This window comes from Stenotrophomonas sp. 22692, assembly GCF_052045015.1.
Lineage (GTDB): Bacteria > Pseudomonadota > Gammaproteobacteria > Xanthomonadales > Xanthomonadaceae > Stenotrophomonas > Stenotrophomonas geniculata.
Genome location: NZ_JBQEMR010000013.1, coordinates 79774 through 93381, shown reverse-complemented (window position 1 = coordinate 93381; position 13608 = coordinate 79774). Strand labels below are relative to the sequence as shown.

The following is a 13608-nucleotide window of genomic DNA, read 5'->3' as shown; positions in this document are numbered from 1 at the left end:
CGGAGCGTTTCTTTGGTTACTTTCTTTGCGCGCAAAGAAAGTGACACCCCTCCGCAGGCGCGGAAATGATCCGCCGGGCATGGCCCGGCGCTACCGGTCCCCTACAACCACCCCTTCTGCCGCGCCAGCCGGTACGCCTCGATCCGGTTGGCCACACCCAGCTTGCCGATGCACTCGGACAGGTAATTGCGCACCGTGCCGTGCGACAGCCCCAGCTGCTCGGCGATCTCGCTGGCGGTACGGCCTTCGCCGGCCAGCCGCAGCACGCGGCGCTCGCGGTCGGTCAGTGGGTCGGCCTGCGACCAGGCATCGAGTGCCAGTTGCGGGTCGATCGCACGGATACCCTGCTTCACCTTGCGCAGTGCATCGGCCAGGTTCTCCGCCGGTGCGTCCTTCAACAGGTACCCCAGCACGCCCGCTTCCAGCGCGCGGCGCAGGAAACCGGCGCGGGCGAAGGTGGTCACGATCACCACCTTGATCGGCAGTCCATGGCGGGCGATGCGCTGTGCCAGCTCCAGCCCGGACAGGCCCGGCATCTCGATGTCGGTCACCAGGATGTCCGGCTGCAGCTGCTGCAGCATGCGCCACGCAGCCTCACCGTCGGCGGCGCTGCCCAGCACCTCGATATCCGGCTCCAGGCCCAGCAGCGCCGACAGTGCGCCACGCACCATCGCCTGGTCTTCGGCCAGCAGGATGCGGATCATGCAGCACCATCCTGAGCCAGTGACGCTGGCGACAGCGGCGTGGTCGCGGCCACCAGTGGCACGCGCACGGTCACTACCGTGCCCTCTCCGCGCGGCGACTGCAGTGACAACTGTCCACCCAGCGCCATCGCCCGTTCGCGCATGCCGCACAATCCATTGCCTTCGGCCTGTACGCCGCCACGGCCATCGTCGCGGATCTGCATCGCCAGCATTCGTCCTTCCAGCATGAATTCCACCCGCGCCTGCGTCGCCTGCGCGTGGCGCACGATATTGGTTGCCGCCTCGCGCAGCACCAGCGCCAGTCCGCGCTCCACGTCCACCGGCATCGGCGGTGGAGGCGCGTACTGCAGGTGCACCTGCTGGCATTCCAGCAGCAGGCGCGCCGAGGCCAGTTCGCCGGCCAGGTCACTGGCACGGATGCCGGTGACCGCACTGCGTACCTGGGCCAGCGCTTCGCGGGCGATGTCCTCGGCTTCGCCGATCTCCTGCCGCGCACGGGCATCGCCACGGTCGTGCAGCTTGCGCGCCAGCTCCAGCTTCAACGTGATCAAAGACAGGGTATGGCCGAGCAGATCATGCAGATCGCGGCCGATGCGCTCGCGCTCGGCGGTGGTGGCCAGCCGCCGTACTTCCTCCTGCGAAAGCTGCAATGCGGCATCCTTTTCCTTGTTCACCGTCTCCACGTTCACCACCATGCCGATGATGAACGACACCGCCGGCACCCAGACCAGGCTCTGCCACGGGTAGTGCGCAAGGTAGGCCACCAGGTAGAACACCGCGTTGAGCACGGCCAGCAGCAACAGATAACGCCACCAGCTGCTGCGACCGCAGACCCGCAGCATCACGCAGCCGAAAATGAAGTAGCTGATGCCCGATGGGTACCAGGGCACCAGCACGATCGCCAGCGCGGTCATCGCCAGTGCATAGCGGGGCGCATGGTGCCGCGGCGACAGCAGCAGGCGCGCATACAACAACAGGAACAACGGATAGCTGGCCAGGGTGAACCACAGCCAGCGCAGCGTGTACCCCCCTGAAAACAGCGGCGTCATGAACACCCACACCGTCCACAGCAGGTGGATGGCATCGGCCCAGGCCGGCTTGCCGCGGCGCAGGTTGTCGGCCACCGCCGAATCCGGTGCGGGGCGCAGCAGGGACGCAAACCAGCTCGACGACACGGGGTGATCCAGGCGGGGACGATCGCTGCCGATCATGCCAGTTCAGCCGATCCGGCGCAGGCGGCGGCGCGCCAGCAGCAGCGCCACAACCGTGACCAACAGCAGCACCAGCAGATGGCCTGCCATGCTGCCCACCGACGGCAGCCCGACCACCGGTAGCGCCAGCTGCGCCAGATGCCAGGTCGGCCACAGCGGTGCCATCGTCGAGAACAGCTGGGGCAGCGCCGACAGCGGTAGCCACAGGCCCGACAGCAACGCCAGCGGCAGGTAGACCAGGTTGACCATCGCCGGCGCTGCGCTGGCACTGACATGGCTGCCGATCAGCAGGCCGATCGCCCCCAGCGGCAGCGCAGCCAGGCCCGCCACCGCCAGCAGCTGCAGCACCTGCAGGGCGTGCGGCTGCACACCCCCCAGCACAGATGCCACGCCGATCAACAACGAGGCCACCAGCAGCGCGAACAGCATGGCCATCGCAAGTCGCGCCAGCAGCGGCGCCGCCGGCGGCATCGGCAGCGCCCGCTTGAGCGTAAGCAGCCCGCCTTCTCGGTCCAGCGCCAGCTGCACGCCGAAGCCGAACAGCGCCGGGGCCATCGCGCCGAACACGCAGTAGGTGGCCAACAGGTACAGCGGTGCGTGGCCACGGCCCAACAGCACGCCGAACAGCAGGTAGAAAAGCACCGGGAACAGCAGCGAAGGTACGGCGAAGGCGGGCGTACGCCAGGCGCGGCGCAGTTCGGCCACCAGCTCAGCGCGGTACGGACGCAGGGCTTGGCGCCAGGCAGATGCCTGCGCCGGTGCGGTACCGGTGCGGGTCATCGTGTTCATGCGGCCTCCCGGGTCAGGTCGAGGAAGGCGTCGGCCAGCGCCGCGCCCTGTACTTCCAGCTCACGCAACTGCGCGTCGGCCGCCAGCAGGCGTGCCACCACCGGCTCGGCCGGGCTCGCCAGCAGCTGCAGATGCTCGCCGTCGCGCTGCACCTGCTGTACCCCCGGCCAGTGCTGCACGTCGTCGGCCAACAGCGTGCTGCGGCAACGGATGCGACGCGGCCGGTCGGCCAGGCGCAGTTCGCCCAGCGGCGCGTCGGCCAGCACCCGCCCCTGTTCCAGCACCACCACCTGCTGCGCCAATGCCTCGGCCTCTTCCAGGTAGTGGGTGGTCAGCAACACGCCGCAGCCTTCGGCCACCAGTTGCCGCACCGCCTGCCACATCGCCTGCCGCGCCTGGATGTCCAGCCCGGTGGTGGGCTCGTCCAGGAACAGCACGCGCGGGCGGCCGCACAGCGCGATGGCGAACTGCACGGCACGCTGCTGGCCGCCGGACAGCTGGCCGTAGCGGCGGCGCGCCAGCGCCTGCAGTCCGGCGCGCTGCAGTACCTCCGGCAACGGCATCGGGTCGGGGTAACAGGCACTGGCCTGGGCCACCAGCTCGTCCACCTGCAGCATCGGCGGCAGGTTCGTGCTCTGCAGCATCACGCCCAGGCCCAATCGGCTGGCCCGCTGCTGCGGGTCGCCACCGAGCAGCTCGACCAGGCCGGCATCGGCGCGACGCTGGCCCAACAGCACGCTGATCGCGGTACTCTTGCCGGCACCGTTGCGGCCCAGCAATGCCAGCACCTGGCCAGCGCGGACCTGCAGGTCGATGCCATGCAGGGCGGTATGGTCGCGGTAGCGCACCTGCACCTGCTGCAGGCGGGCCAGCGACGGGGCGATCGGATCCATGGGCGGTACCGGTAGCGGGGACGTTGCCATCCTGTACCGGCGTGGTCACATTTCGCAGTTGCCGCCGTCAGTGTCATCGGGTGACAGCTGTCACTGCCGTCATCGCCGTACCTGCCTTCATGCTGTGCCGCACGCTCCACCGCCGGAACCGCCGCCGTCTGCCCTTCCGGCCACACCCGCCCGAACGCCTGTGATGGAACGAATGAACGCTTCTGCCGAGCTGTTGAAGGAACTCCGTATCGACCGCAAATCGCCGCCGCCGGCCTCCGGTGGTGGCAGCAACGGCGGTGGTCGCCGTTGGTTGTGGATCGCGATCATCGTGGCCGTGCTGCTGATCGCCGCCGCCGTCGCCTTCCTGTTCGGCCGTGCGCCGGCCGTGGAGGTGGAAACCGCGCCCGCCGTGGCCATCCAGCAGGGCAATGCCAGCAGTTCGGTGCTCGACGCCAGCGGCTACGTGGTCGCCCGCCGCATGGCCACGGTCTCGGCCAAGATCACCGGCAAGGTGCGCGAGGTGATGATCGAGGAGGGCATGCGCGTGGAACAGGGCCAGATCATGGCCACGCTGGACCCGATTGATGCCGACGCCCAGCGCAGCCTGTATGCCTCGCAGCTTCAGGCCGCACGCAGCCAGGTGGCCGGGCTGGAGGCGCAGCAGAAGCAGGCCACCGCCGAAGCCAGCCGCCTGCAGGCACTCGTCGGCCAGCAGCTGGTATCGCGCTCACAGTACGACCAGGCCGTGGCACAGCGCGACAGCCTGCGTGCGCAGCTGGAGACCGCCCAGCGCAACGTCAAGGTCGCCAACGACCAGCTGGCCATCGCCGATCTGGGCGTGGACAACAACATCGTGCGCGCGCCGTTCTCCGGGGTGGTCACCGCCAAGGCCGCGCAGCCCGGCGAAATCGTTTCGCCGCTGTCGGCAGGCGGTGGCTTCACCCGTACCGGCATCGGCACCATCGTCGACATGGACTCGCTGGAGATCGAAGTCGAGGTGGGCGAGGCCTTCATCGGCCGCGTGCAGCCGAAGATGCCGGTGGAAGCCACGCTCAACGCCTATCCGGAGTGGAAGATTCCGGGCGAGGTGATCGCCATCATCCCTACCGCCGACCGCGGCAAGGCCACGGTGAAGGTGCGCGTGGCGCTGAAGGTGAAGGACCCGCGCATCGTGCCGGAGATGGGCGTGCGGGTCAGCTTCCTGGAACAGGCCCAGCCGCAGGCGGCCGCCAAGCCGCAGGGCGTGCGCGTGCCAGGCGGCGCCGTAGTCCAGCGCGACAGCGCCTCGGTGGCCTTCGTGCTGGGCGACGAGAGCCGCGTGCAGCAGCGCACGGTCGAGGCCGGCCAGGCGATGGGCAAGGACCGTCAGATCCTCAAGGGCGTGAGTGCAGGTGAATCGGTGGTGGTGAACCCGCCGGACACCCTGCGCGATGGCGCCAAGGTGCAACAGAAACAAGCGCAGTAACGGCCTGGCGCCCATGGGCGCCGCCGGCAACACCGCTCGACGCACGCCTGCGGCCACCGCAGGTGCGCTTCCCCGTTTCCCGCCTTCCGTGGAGAACCACCCATGTCGACCCTGGTTTCACTGCGCAACATCACCAAGACCTACCAGCGTGGCCCCGAGAAAGTGCAGGTGCTGCACGGCATCGACCTGGACATCGCCAGCGGCGACTTCGTCGCGCTGATGGGCCCGTCCGGTTCGGGCAAGACCACCCTGCTCAACCTGATCGGTGGGCTGGACAACCCCAGTGGCGGCGAAATCAGCATCGAAGGCGAGCGCATCGACCAGATGAGCGGCGGCCAGCTGTCGACGTGGCGCAGCCATCACGTCGGCTTCGTGTTCCAGTTCTACAACCTGATGCCGATGCTGACCGCGCAGAAGAACGTGGAACTGCCGTTGCTGCTGACCCACCTCAGTGCGGCGCAGCGCAAGCGCAACGCCGAGATCGCGCTGACCCTGGTCGGCCTGGCCGACCGCCGCAGCCATCGCCCCAACGAACTGTCCGGCGGCCAGCAGCAGCGCGTGGCAATCGCCCGCGCGATCGTCTCCGACCCGACCTTCCTGATCTGCGACGAACCGACCGGCGATCTCGACCGCCAGTCCGCCGAAGAGATCCTGGGCCTGCTGCAGCAGCTCAACCGCGAACACGGCAAGACCATCATCATGGTCACCCATGACCCGAAGGCCGCCGAGTACGCCACCCACACGGTGCACCTGGACAAGGGCGAGCTGGCTGACGCCCCGCTGGCCCACTGACGGAGGCCACAGCGATGAAATACTTCTCGTTGGTCTGGGCGCAGCTGTTCCGCAGCCGCACCCGCACCCTGTTGACCCTGCTGTCGGTGGTGGCCGCGTTCCTGCTGTTCGGCATGCTCGACTCGGTACGCGTGGCGTTCTCGTCCGGCGGCAGTGTGGAAGGCGCCAACCGGTTGGTGACAGCCTCGCGCCTGTCGATCACCCAGTCGCTGCCGATCCGCCTGGAAGCGCAGATCCGCCAGGTCAGCGGCGTGCGCGATGTCACCTACGGCATGTGGTTCGGTGGCATCTACCAGGACCCGAAGAACTTCTTCCCCAACTTCTCGGTGGCGCCCAACTACTTCGATGTCTACCGCGAGCTGCAGATCGACCCGGCGCAGCTGCAGGACTGGCAACAGACCCGTACCGGCGCGATCGTCGGCGAGACGCTGGCCAAGCAGTTCGGCTGGAAGGTCGGCGACACCATCCCGCTGCAGGCCACCATCTTCCCGCGTGGCGGCAGCAACGACTGGCCGCTGGAACTGAAGGGCATCTACCGTTCCAAGGACCGCGCGCTGGCCGCCAACGAAGAACGCCAGTTGATGATGAACTGGAAGTACTTCGACGAATCCAACGACTACATCAAGAACCAGGTGAGCTGGTACACGGTGACGCTGGACAATCCGGACCATTCCTCGCGGGTGGCGCAGGCCATCGATGCAATCTCGGCCAACTCCGACCACGAGACCAAGACCCAGACCGAATCGGCGTTCCAGCAGGCCTTCGTCAAGCAGTTCGCGGATATCGGCATGATCGTCACTTCGATCATGGGCGCGGTGTTCTTCACCCTGCTGCTGTTGACCGGCAACACCATGGCGCAGGCGGTGCGCGAGCGCGTGCCGGAACTGGCCACGCTGAAGACACTGGGCTTCAAGGACAGCACCGTGCTGACCCTGGTGATGGTGGAGTCGGTGCTGCTGATCGGCCTGGGCGGCCTGATCGGCATGGGCCTGGCCGCGCTGATCCTGCCGGCGATCGGCCCGAAGAGCATGGGCATGCTGCCGCCGCACGTACCGACGCCCACCTGGCTGATGGGGCTGGGCCTGATCGTGGTGATCGGCATCATCGTCGGCCTGCTGCCGGCGCTGCGTGCCAAGCGCCTGAAGATCGTCGACGCACTGGCCGGCCGCTGAGGAGACCTGCAGATGAACAAGTTCAAGAAGTGGGCCGGCAACGCGTTGACCGTGCTGCTGCTGGTGATCGGCCTGGTGCTGTGGATCAGCCTGCCGTGGATCGGCGTGCTGGCCGTGGCCGTGCTGGTGGCCCTGTGGCTGCTGCTGACCCGCGGCGGACGGTTGGCACTGGCCGCCACCCGCATCGGCGTGGCCAGCCTGCCGCAGCGCTGGGGCGCGTCCTCGGTGATCGTGGTCGGCATCGCCGGCGTGGTCGGCGTGCTGGTGGCGATGCTGGCGATGGGCGAAGGCTTCCAGGCCACGCTCAACAACACCGGCGATGACACCACCGCCATCGTCCTGCGTGGCGGCTCGCAGGCCGAGACCAACTCGGTCATCACCCGCGAGCAGGTACCGACGCTGTCCACCCTGCCCGGCATCACCCGCGATGCCGAAGGTCGGCCGCTGCTGTCACCGGAGCTGTCGCAGGTGGTCAACCTGGTGTCGAAGTCCGATGGCACCGACGTCAACGCGCAGTTCCGCGGCGTCGGCCCGCAGGCGTGGGCGGTGCATGACAAGGTCAAGATCGTCGAAGGCCGCACGTTCGCCACTGGCCTGCGCGAGATCGTGGTCGGCCAGGGCGCCAAGGGCCAGTTCCGCGATCTGGACGTGGGCAAGACGCTGACGCTGGGCAACCAGACCTGGACCGTGGTGGGTGTCTTCGCCACCGGCGATGCACATGATTCGGAACTGTGGACCGACGCCGATACGCTGGCCACCACTTATCAGCGCAGCGCCTGGCAATCGATCAGCGTGCGCACCGATGGCAAGGCGGGCTTCGAGCAGTTCAAGGCCGCCGTCGCCGCTGATCCACGCCTCAAACTGGACGTGGAAACCACCCGCGTCTACTACAGCAAGCAGGGCGGCGGGCTGACCAAGCTGATCGACATCCTCGGCAAGGTGATCGGCACGATCATGGCGGTCGGTGCGGTGTTCGGCGCACTCAACACCATGTATGCGGCTGTTGCCACGCGTGCGCGCGAGATCGCCACCATGCGCGCGATCGGCTTCCGTGGCCTGCCGGTGGTGACCGCGGTGATGCTGGAGACGATGCTGCTGGCGCTGCTGGGCGGTCTGCTGGGGTGCGCGGTGGCGTGGCTGCTGTTCAATGGCTACAGCGTGTCCACCATCGGCAGCAACTTCAGCGCGGTGGTGTTCAAGTTCCATGTGTCGCCAGAACTGCTGTGGACCGGGCTGAAGTGGGCGCTGGGCATCGGCCTGGTTGGCGGCCTGTTCCCGGCGCTGCGCGCGGCACGTTTGCCGATCACCACGGCGCTGCGCGAAACCTGAGCATTTCCCAGCGATAGATTGCGCATCCTGCAGAGGGACGGAGCGAAGGCTCCGTCCCTTTTTGTTTGCACGTCATCCACGCATGGCGTGGATGGATGCCTGCGCACACGCGCTGCTACAGATCGGCGGAAATCCGCCGCTATCGATGCCTCTGCCCATCGCGCACGCAACGTGCGTGACGCTGCGCACATCGCATCTGTGGATTGTTGGTTGCGATTCATCTTCGCGCACATTCAGCGGCATGGCGACAAACAGTTACGAATGGAAACACTCTAGAATCCCGGCCCCCACGTTGGTTTGCAGCACCCCACGCGCCCACAGAACGGACGCTTGTTTTCCTGAAACACGAGATGTCACGGATGTCCCTGAAAACCACTCCGCTGCGCAACGCGATCGTCATCGCGCTGGCCGCCAGCTGCACCACCCCCGCCTTCGCACAGAGCGCCGGCGATACCCCGACCAATCTCGACCGCATCGAGATCACCGGCTCGCGCATCCGCCAGGCCAGTGTCGAGACCGCACAGCCGGTCGTCGCGCTCAGCCGCGCCGAGATCGAGAAGAAGGGCTACATCAACGTCGCCGACATCCTGCAGGACGTCACCGCCGCCGGTGCTCCGAGCCTGAGCCGCTCGTCGTCGCTGAGTTCTTCGCGCGACTTCGGCGGCACGTACGTCAGCCTGCGCAACCTCGGCCCGGAACGCAGCCTGGTGCTGATCGACGGCCGCCGCATGGGCGTCAGCGCCGGTGGCTACTCCGACCTGGCTTCGATTCCGTCCGCCATCGTCGAGCGCGTTGAAGTGCTGACCGACGGCGCATCCGCGCTGTACGGCTCGGACGCCATCGCCGGTGTGGTCAACATCATCACCCGCAAGAACTTCGACGGTGGCGAAGCCAGCGTCTACGTCGGCCAGTACGGTGAAGGCGACGGCCAGAAGCGCTCCTACAGCGCCACCTTCGGCAAGACCTTCGACCGCGGCTGGTTCAGCGTCGGCGCCGAGCGCACCAAGGAAGACGAGATCCTCGGCAGCGAGCGCGAGTTCAGCCGTTACCCGGGTGGCCCACGCCACGCCGATGACGTCGACGCGCTGAGCCCGACCACCCAGTGGGGCACCGTCACCGTCGGCGGCAAGCCGCTGACCGTGGGCCCGGGCGGTAATCCGAGCCAGGCTGGCAACTTCCACACCCCGGACCCGGCTGATGGTGCCAACGCCAAGACCAACATGAGCCTGCTGAGCGGTCTGGAGCGCACCTCGGTGTTCGCCAACGGTGGTTTCTCGATCACCGACAACCTGCGCATCGTGGCCGACGCGCTGTACAGCAAGCGCGAGTCGACCAAGCACCTGGCCGGCTACCCGTACTCGGTATCGGCCGCACAGGCCCGCAATGGCACCCGTGCTGCCCTGTCCAAGGACAGCACCTTCAACAAGTGGGGCCAGGACGTCCTGTTCTCGCACCGCACTGAAGAACTGCCGCGCGGCACCGAGAACAACCTGGACACCAAGCGCGCCAGCATCGGCCTGGAAGGCAGCTTCGAAACCGGTTCGCGTTACTGGGACTGGAACGTCAGCTACATGTACAACCGCAATGAAGGCGAGCGCATCGGTACCGGCAGCATGTACCAGCCGCACGTCGACCTGGCGGTCGGCCCGTCCTTCATGGATGGCACCGTGGCACGCTGCGGCACCCCGGGTGCGGTGATCGCCGGCTGCGTGCCGTGGAACCCGGCCGCACCGATGGGCTATGCGGGCCCGGGCTCGCTGGGCAACCAGGACGTGCAGGACTACCTGTTCACCCGCTTCGTGGACAAGATGAAGAGCACCACCAAGGTGGCCAGCGCCAACATCTCCGGCTCGCTGTTCACTCTGCCTGCCGGTGACATCATGGGTGCGATGGGCTTCGAGCACCGCAGCGAAGAGGCCAGCTACACCCCGGACCTGATGGTGCAGAAGGGCCAGATCGCCGGCACCACCGGCCAGCCGACCCGTGGCGATTACTCGCTCAACGAGGTCTACCTGGAAATGCAGGTGCCGCTGCTGGCCGACATGCCGTTCGCGCGTGAACTGTCGCTGGACCTGGCCGGTCGTTACACCGACTACAACACCTTCGGTTCGACCACCAACAGCAAGTTCGGCCTGAAGTGGAAGCCGATCGACAGCCTGCTGGTGCGCGCGACCTACGGTACCGGCTTCCGTGCACCCACCGTGGACGATCTCTACGGCGGCGCCGTGTCCAGCCGCGATTCGTTCACCGATCCGTGCGATACGAAGTTCGGCATCGCCGCCAGCAGCCCGACCGTGGCAGCACGCTGCAAGGCGCTGAATGTGCCCGCCAACTTCCGTCAGCAGACCGGTGCGGACGGCAACCTTGCCAACCGCCCGGGCCAGCAGGCCACCTCCGATTTCAACTCGGGTTCCAACCCGGAACTGAAGCCGGAAACCGCCAAGACCTGGACCGTCGGCCTGGTCTACAGCCCGGAATTCGTGCAGGGCCTGGACGTCAGCCTGGACTGGTGGAAGATCCGCATCAACAACGCCATCGTCGGCGAGTCGGCCACCGACATCCTCAACCAGTGCTACGTGCAGGGCGTGGATTCGGCCTGCGGTCGCTTCACCCGTTCCACCGCTGCGGCCACCCGTGGCCAGGTCTCGGCGCTGGATCGTTCGCTGGTCAACGCTGGCTATCGCGAAACCGCCGGCTATGACATCGGCGTGCGTTACCGCCTGCCGGAAACCGCGTACGGCAAGTTCGCCATCAACTGGAACACCACCTACACCGACTACCTGGAGCAGCGCAACGACACCGCCGCCACCACGCCGGTGGAGCAGAAGACCGGCTGGCAGGGCAACTTCCGCGTGCGTTCGACCTTCAACCTGGATTGGCAGTACGGCGATCTGGGCATCGGCTGGACCGCCCGCTACTACTCGGGCATGAAGGAAGCCTGCTCGTATGACCTGGCCGGTGGCCCGGACTGCAACATGGCCGGCTTCGTCTCGCCGTACACCGATGCGCAGCCGAGCCGCAAGGTGGGCTCCAACACCTTCCACGACCTGCAGGTGCGTTACAGCCTGCCGTGGGACGGCACCGTGTCGCTGGGCGTGAACAACGTCTTCGACCACCAGGGTCCGATCATGTACAGCCAGCCGAACAGCAGCTTCACCTACTACGGTGGCTTCGACATCGGTCGTTTCATGTACATGAAGTACCAGCAGCGCTTCTAAGCCTGCAACCGCGTTCCCGCCACCGCCATCTCTCTCCTGGCGGTGGATGGAAGCAGAACGGCGCCCCTCGGGGCGCCGTTCTTTTTTTGCGGAAAGCGTGGCCGGATCCCGGCGCCGCTACCGCTTGCGCATCGTGCGGATGTTGTCGCCGACGAACAGCACCAGGCCGGCCCAGATCGCCGCGAAGCCGATCGCCTTGGCGGTATCGAACGCTTCGTGGAAGAAGAACACGCCCAGCAGCAGCTGCAGGCTCGGCGCGATGTACTGCAGGATGCCGACCAGCGACAGCGGAATGCGCTTCACGCCGTAAGCAAAGCCGATCAGCGGCACGGCCGTCACCGCACCGCCGAAGATCAGCAGCAGGTCGTTGCGCCAGCCCCAGCCATGGAAGAACGCGCCGCCATGGCCGTTCTCGGCCCAGATCGCGAACGCCAGCGCCGGCAGGAACAGGTACATGCTCTCCACGCCCAGCCCGGCCACCGGATCGACCGAAACCAGCTTGCGCAGCAGCCCATACAGGCCGAACGAACAGGCCAGGCCCAACGCGATCCACGGCGGCGTGCCCGCATCGATGGTCAGCCAGGCCACACCCACCGCCGCCATCGCCACCGCCACCCACTGCAGGCGGCGCAGGCGCTCCTTCAGCACCAGCACGCCCAGCAGCACGTTCACCAGCGGGTTGATGAAGTAACCCAGGCTGGTTTCGATCACATGGCCGGCGTTGACCGCCCAGATGTACAGGCCCCAGTTGAACGCGATGGTCAGGCTCGACACCAGCAGGATCGGCAGCGCGCGCGGCTGTGCGGCGATCTTCTGCCACCAGCCCAGGCGCGAACTGAGCAGCAGCCAGCCCAGCACCAGCACGGTGCTCCAGATGATGCGGTGGGCGATGATCTGGAACGAGGGGACCTCGTTGAGCAGGTGCCAGTACACCGGCACCACCCCCCAGATCACGAAGGTGGACGCAGTGACCAGCAGGCCCCGGCGTTGTTCTTTCTCGTCCATGCTCATTTCTTTCGTGTCCTTGCCATTGTCAGCACCACCACACCCAGAAGAATCACCGCCATGGCGAGGAAGTCCCGCCATCCAAAGCGTTCACCATTCAATGCAGCGCCCAGCAACACCGCAATCACCGGATTGACGTACGCATAGCTGCCCGCCAGCGCCGGGCGCACGTTCTGCAGCAGCCATACGTAGGCGGTGAACGCGACGATGGAGCCGAACACGCACAGGTAGGCCATCGCCAGCAGGCCGCCGGTGTCGGGCAGCGTGGTCGGGCGTTCGCCCACGGCCAGGCCGATCAGCACCAGCAGCACGCCGCCGCAGATCATCTGACCGGCAGCGGTCATGAACGGGCCCGGCAGGTCCAGGCCACGTGACCACACCGAACCGAACGCCCAGCCGATCGGCGCGATCAGCAGCAGCACCAGCCCGGTCGGCGAGGCGGTCAGGCTGCTGCCGGCATTGAGCCAGACCACGCCGACAAAGCCGACCGCGATGCCCAGCCATTCACCCTTGCTGGCATGTTGGCCGCGCAGCGCCGAGAACAGCGCCATCCACAGCGGCACCGAGGCCACCGCGGTAGCGGCCAGGCCCGAAGACACCTCACGCTCGGCCAGCACCACCATGCCGTTGCCCAGCACCAGCATGGTCACGCCCATCACCACCAGGTTGCGCCACTGCCGCAGGGTCGGGTTCGGCATCGTCCAGAACAGGCGCAAGGCCAGGAACATCAGGCCACCGGCAATGATGAACCGGCTGCCGGAGACCATCGTCAGCGGCAGCGCGCCGCCGTGCAGGGCCTTGGCGATGCCCAGGTAGGTCGAGCCCCAGACCACGTAGACCAGCAGCAATGCCAGCGCGACAAGGCCACCCCGGGGGGCAGCCGCAGACGAAGAAGGGGGAGCCGACATGACACACCAGGGAGCCGGGGGAAGGCGGATTCTAGGACGTTTTGAGTATGGTCCGGGACCCCGGACAGTGGCACGCTGTCATCCATCCATGCACCCTGCTCTGGTCTGCTACCCCGTGTTGACGGCCGATG

11 protein-coding genes are annotated in these 13608 nt (G+C 67.0%); 5 read left to right on the top strand and 6 right to left on the bottom strand.

Annotated elements, in window-relative coordinates; genetic code table 11:
• Window positions 1-101: 101 nt before the first annotated feature.
• Genes ACTJJM_RS12110 through ACTJJM_RS12095 form a run of 4 tightly spaced genes read right to left on the bottom strand, consistent with a single transcriptional unit; the run spans window position 102 to window position 3597 of the window.
• Window positions 102-704 carry a response regulator gene (locus tag ACTJJM_RS12110; protein WP_197576878.1) on the bottom strand — a complete coding sequence of 201 codons (603 nt, stop codon included), beginning with the start codon at window positions 702-704 and terminating at the stop codon, window positions 102-104.
• A complete protein-coding gene (locus ACTJJM_RS12105; protein ID WP_043401794.1) occupies window positions 701-1915 on the bottom strand; it encodes a sensor histidine kinase in 1215 nt (404 codons plus the stop codon). The genes ACTJJM_RS12110 and ACTJJM_RS12105 overlap by 4 nt, the downstream gene beginning before the upstream one ends.
• A 6-nt stretch (window positions 1916-1921) precedes the next feature.
• Window positions 1922-2704 carry an ABC transporter permease gene (locus ACTJJM_RS12100; RefSeq protein ID WP_440865624.1) on the bottom strand — a complete coding sequence of 261 codons (783 nt, stop codon included), beginning with the start codon at window positions 2702-2704 and terminating at the stop codon, window positions 1922-1924.
• A complete protein-coding gene (locus ACTJJM_RS12095; protein ID WP_440865622.1) occupies window positions 2701-3597 on the bottom strand; it encodes an ABC transporter ATP-binding protein in 897 nt (298 codons plus the stop codon). The genes ACTJJM_RS12100 and ACTJJM_RS12095 overlap by 4 nt, the downstream gene beginning before the upstream one ends.
• 202 nt (window positions 3598-3799) lie before the next feature.
• Between ACTJJM_RS12095 and ACTJJM_RS12090 the strand changes: the two genes are divergently transcribed.
• From ACTJJM_RS12090 to ACTJJM_RS12070, 5 genes are all read left to right on the top strand, one after another.
• On the top strand, window positions 3800-5053 hold the full coding sequence (locus ACTJJM_RS12090; RefSeq protein WP_053442389.1) for an efflux RND transporter periplasmic adaptor subunit: 1254 nt from the start codon (window positions 3800-3802) through the stop codon (window positions 5051-5053).
• A gap of 102 nt (window positions 5054-5155) precedes the next feature.
• Window positions 5156-5845: an ABC transporter ATP-binding protein gene (locus ACTJJM_RS12085; protein WP_049435531.1), complete on the top strand. Its 690-nt coding sequence runs from the start codon at window positions 5156-5158 to the stop codon at window positions 5843-5845.
• A gap of 14 nt (window positions 5846-5859) precedes the next feature.
• Entirely contained in the window at window positions 5860-7017 is a 1158-nt protein-coding gene (locus ACTJJM_RS12080; RefSeq protein WP_440865619.1) for an ABC transporter permease, read from the top strand.
• A gap of 12 nt (window positions 7018-7029) precedes the next feature.
• On the top strand, window positions 7030-8346 hold the full coding sequence (locus ACTJJM_RS12075) for an ABC transporter permease (protein WP_019338654.1): 1317 nt from the start codon (window positions 7030-7032) through the stop codon (window positions 8344-8346).
• A 359-nt stretch (window positions 8347-8705) separates the two neighbouring features.
• Complete coding sequence (locus ACTJJM_RS12070) at window positions 8706-11564, top strand: TonB-dependent receptor plug domain-containing protein (protein WP_440865617.1); 2859 nt, start codon at window positions 8706-8708, stop codon at window positions 11562-11564.
• Between the two features lie 117 nt (window positions 11565-11681).
• On the opposite strand, the gene rarD is transcribed toward ACTJJM_RS12070, so the two are convergent.
• Together rarD and yedA are read right to left on the bottom strand one after the other, a co-directional pair.
• Window positions 11682-12575 (bottom strand): EamA family transporter RarD, encoded by an 894-nt coding sequence (rarD, locus tag ACTJJM_RS12065; RefSeq protein ID WP_440865615.1) that lies wholly within the window; start codon window positions 12573-12575, stop codon window positions 11682-11684.
• A complete protein-coding gene (gene yedA, locus ACTJJM_RS12060; RefSeq protein WP_019338651.1) occupies window positions 12572-13477 on the bottom strand; it encodes a drug/metabolite exporter YedA in 906 nt (301 codons plus the stop codon). The genes rarD and yedA overlap by 4 nt, the downstream gene beginning before the upstream one ends.
• Window positions 13478-13608: the final 131 nt, after the last annotated feature.

What these genes read in the sequence shown, in the direction of transcription:
- ACTJJM_RS12110 (WP_197576878.1), bottom strand. Translation starts at nt 704, where the DNA reads ATGATCCGCATCCTGCTGGCCGAAGACCAGGCGATGGTGCGTGGCGCA.
- ACTJJM_RS12105 (WP_043401794.1), bottom strand. Translation starts at nt 1,915, where the DNA reads ATGATCGGCAGCGATCGTCCCCGCCTGGATCACCCCGTGTCGTCGAGC.
- ACTJJM_RS12100 (WP_440865624.1), bottom strand. Translation starts at nt 2,704, where the DNA reads ATGAACACGATGACCCGCACCGGTACCGCACCGGCGCAGGCATCTGCC.
- ACTJJM_RS12095 (WP_440865622.1), bottom strand. Translation starts at nt 3,597, where the DNA reads ATGGATCCGATCGCCCCGTCGCTGGCCCGCCTGCAGCAGGTGCAGGTG.
- ACTJJM_RS12090 (WP_053442389.1), top strand. Translation starts at nt 3,800, where the DNA reads ATGAACGCTTCTGCCGAGCTGTTGAAGGAACTCCGTATCGACCGCAAA.
- ACTJJM_RS12085 (WP_049435531.1), top strand. Translation starts at nt 5,156, where the DNA reads ATGTCGACCCTGGTTTCACTGCGCAACATCACCAAGACCTACCAGCGT.
- ACTJJM_RS12080 (WP_440865619.1), top strand. Translation starts at nt 5,860, where the DNA reads ATGAAATACTTCTCGTTGGTCTGGGCGCAGCTGTTCCGCAGCCGCACC.
- ACTJJM_RS12075 (WP_019338654.1), top strand. Translation starts at nt 7,030, where the DNA reads ATGAACAAGTTCAAGAAGTGGGCCGGCAACGCGTTGACCGTGCTGCTG.
- ACTJJM_RS12070 (WP_440865617.1), top strand. Translation starts at nt 8,706, where the DNA reads ATGTCCCTGAAAACCACTCCGCTGCGCAACGCGATCGTCATCGCGCTG.
- rarD (WP_440865615.1), bottom strand. Translation starts at nt 12,575, where the DNA reads ATGAGCATGGACGAGAAAGAACAACGCCGGGGCCTGCTGGTCACTGCG.
- yedA (WP_019338651.1), bottom strand. Translation starts at nt 13,477, where the DNA reads ATGTCGGCTCCCCCTTCTTCGTCTGCGGCTGCCCCCCGGGGTGGCCTT.